The organism is uncultured Negativibacillus sp. (assembly GCF_944388365.1).
Taxonomy (GTDB): Bacteria; Bacillota; Clostridia; order Oscillospirales; family Ruminococcaceae; genus Negativibacillus.
Genome location: NZ_CALXIN010000156.1, coordinates 1 through 2986, shown reverse-complemented (window position 1 = coordinate 2986; position 2986 = coordinate 1). Strand labels below are relative to the sequence as shown.

Sequence of the window (2986 nt, the reverse complement as noted above, 5' to 3'; positions counted from 1 at the left end):
GGGCTTCCGGTGGTGGTCAATAGCACCGAGCCGCTGTACGACGGAACCGTGGTCCGATTATCCTGAAAGGAGGAAAAAGGATGAACGAAAAGCGGTTATGGAAACTGTTTTTGCTCCCTTCTTTGGGAGGAGTACTGGTGTTTTATCTGCTCCCGTTTGTGCTGTCGCTCTACTATGGCATGATCGACAACATGGGAAGCCGGCAGTTTGTGGGGCTTCAAAATGTCGTGGAGACGCTTACAAACCCGATGTTTTTGCAGGCGGCAGGGAATACTGCCGTCTATCTTGGGCTTTCCATCCCGCTGATTTTGCTGCTTTCGCTGGGGCTTGCACTTTTGCTGCATCGTAGTAACAGTACACTGTTGTTTGCACTTCTGGTGCCGCTGGTGCTGCCGTCAGGCGTGACCGCCTTTTTCTGGAATGCGATTTTCAGCGCCGGAGGTTTGGTGAATAAAATATTGTACCTGCTGGAACTGCCGCTGATCAACTGGAAAACCTCGGCGGTTGCCATCATCATTCCGGTGATTTTGTTTTTGTGGAAGAATACCGGACTCATCACCGCCATTATGCTCATCGGATACAGCCGCATCCCGCGGGAATATTACGAGATTGCCGCCGGAGAGGGTGCAACACCGCGAGTCTGCTTTTATAAGGTGACGCTGCCTTATCTTGCACCGACCCTCTTTCTTTCCGGACTGATCGCGGTAATTCAGTCCTTTAAAGTCTTTCGGGAGCTGTACATTCTGTTCGGAGCCTATCCAAATCCCCACCTCTATCTGTTGCAGCACTACATGAACAACCAGTTTTCCAGTCTGAATCTGCAAAAGCTTTCGGCGGCATCACACATTCTCTTTGTGCTGATGGCAGCGGTGATTTTACTTACCTATTTGATACAGAAGCGGCTGAGCGACCGCTTTACCAGCGTGGAGCTATCTCCGACCAAGGTGCTCTCCGCGGGGAAAAAGACAAGCACGTTAGCAGGAAAACTCGTACTTTGGGCGGCGGTTGCCGTGTCACTGTTTCCGCTGTTGTTTACTGTGACCAACTCCTTTTTGTCGCCGCAGGAGGTCATCAACCGTTATTCCAGTCAGATGCTACCAGGCAATGCCGGCAGCCTTGCGCGGGATGGGCTGCATTTTGTGCAGATGACTCTGCTGCCAACGGAACCGACCCTTGCACAGTACAAAGAGTTTCTGCTGCAAAGTCCGGAGCAGCTGCGGCTGTTTTGGAACTCGGTGCTGCTGATCGTGCCGATTCTGCTCGGACAGTTGGTGGTATCGGTGCTGGCAGCCTATGCCTTTGAGCGCTCGCGCTGGAAGTATAAGGAAGTCGTTTTTGCCGTCTATCTGGTAATTTTGCTGATGCCGATGCAGGTGACGCTGGTACCAAACTATATCACAGCCGACCTGCTGGGACTGCTCAATAGCTATTGGGCAATTATCCTGCCGGCGATGTTTCATCCATTGGGCGTTTTTCTGTTGCGCTTGCAGATGAAAGGTTTCGATAGATCGTGGGTCGAAGCGGCGCAGGACTGCGGCGCCAGCGAATGGCAGATTTTCCGTCGGGTCATTCTGCCAAATCTGCGCCCAGGGATTATGGTGGTGTTAGTACTGACAGTGGCCGAATACTGGAACATCATCGACCAGGCAATCGTTTTCCTCGATACCACCGTCCAACAGCCGCTGTCGGTGTCCCTCTCCCAAATGCTGGCGGGAGAGAGTGGAATTTTCTTTGCGGCGTCCTGCGTTTATGTGCTGCCGGTGCTGCTTGTCTTTGGGATGGGGAAATCGAGTGGGATGTGCGAGCTGCAAGGACAGCATCTTGCAAAACCCGACGCAGGATGGTATCATAATAGAAAACAAACCCGACAACCGAGGTGAAAAACATGGCAGAAAAACTGTCCGTGCAGATCTATAACAGCGTCAAGCAGGAGATCGAAAGCGGGACAACCGAGGTCGAATTTGAGGTTTCTGCGCAGGAGCTTGCCAAGCTTTCTCCGCAGGAGATCGCCCGTACAGCCCAGTGAAAATTGGCCGAGCATCTGCCGCTGACCCAGTGGCAGAGCGGAAGCTGTCGGTGCGTGCTGGATGCAAGCGTCGTCTGCAACATCTTCATCACTGCCTGGCAGCTGTTCAGCGGCAAACTGGTGGGCGAACATAACTCCTGCCTGTGGAACCGGCTGGATCAGACCGTTTTTTCGCCGCAGCTGAACATCGTCGACCGCATCGAAAGTCCTTACAGCGGCTATCATGCCGCACTCGACTGCGAAGGCAGCCGCGCTGTGGAATTGGAGCTGGTGCGTGACGGCAGAGTCTGCGGCTGGATGCACAACCTTTCCACCGCCGCACAGCTGGGAGCAACCTCCACCGGCAACGCCGGCAGAAAGCCGATGATCAGCGGCGCCGTGCAGACCGACGTGGTGGTTGTGCCCAAAAACCTGATGGTGCTGCCAGGACAGCAGACCACCGACGAACTGATCGCGCAGATGGGCGACGGACTGTTTGTCAACCAGTCGTTTGACGTGTTCCATTCGATCAATCTGGCGTCGGGCAGCTTTTCCATTCCCTGTGAGGCGATTGTCGTCCGTCAGGGCAGACCGGTCGGACGGGTGGAGGGAATGACCCTCGAAGGAAATCTGCTCGAGCTGTTTAGCAGCGTGACGGCGGTGGGCAGCGAGATGTTCACCTTTGCCATGCCGATCATCAAGAGCTTTGCCGTTTCGGCGCCGGCGCTGGCGGTTTCGTCGGTCAAGGTAAGTGTCTAAATCAAATAATACTGTGTAAATCAAGATAGAGTGAGGAGGAAATCTCAGTGGATCATCAAACCCCTACATCCATCCAGGCGGTCAAACTGCCGCTTAAAGTAAAACTGACCTATGGCGCAGGCTCCTTTGCAAAGACGCTGCTGGTTTATCTGACCATGGTGTTCATGCTGTACTTTTATACCGATGTCATCGGCATCAGCAGTGGCGTTGCTGTGACCATCA

At 53.8% G+C, this 2986-nt stretch carries 3 protein-coding genes; all 3 read left to right on the top strand.

The genetic code is table 11. From position 1 onward, the window contains the following. Nucleotides 1-80 precede the first annotated feature (80 nt). From Q0L39_RS11465 to Q0L39_RS11455, 3 genes are read left to right on the top strand one after another with little or no spacing between them, the layout of a single operon-like run. A complete protein-coding gene (locus Q0L39_RS11465) occupies nucleotides 81-1880 on the top strand; it encodes an ABC transporter permease subunit (protein WP_296629310.1) in 1800 nt (599 codons plus the stop codon). A gap of 5 nt (nucleotides 1881-1885) precedes the next feature. Then, nucleotides 1886-2026, top strand: coding sequence for a hypothetical protein (locus Q0L39_RS11460; protein WP_296629309.1), 141 nt, complete (start codon nucleotides 1886-1888; stop codon nucleotides 2024-2026). A gap of 3 nt (nucleotides 2027-2029) precedes the next feature. Continuing rightward, nucleotides 2030-2764, top strand: a complete 735-nt coding sequence (locus tag Q0L39_RS11455) for a metallopeptidase TldD-related protein (RefSeq protein WP_296629308.1) — start codon at nucleotides 2030-2032, stop codon at nucleotides 2762-2764. Nucleotides 2765-2986: the final 222 nt, after the last annotated feature.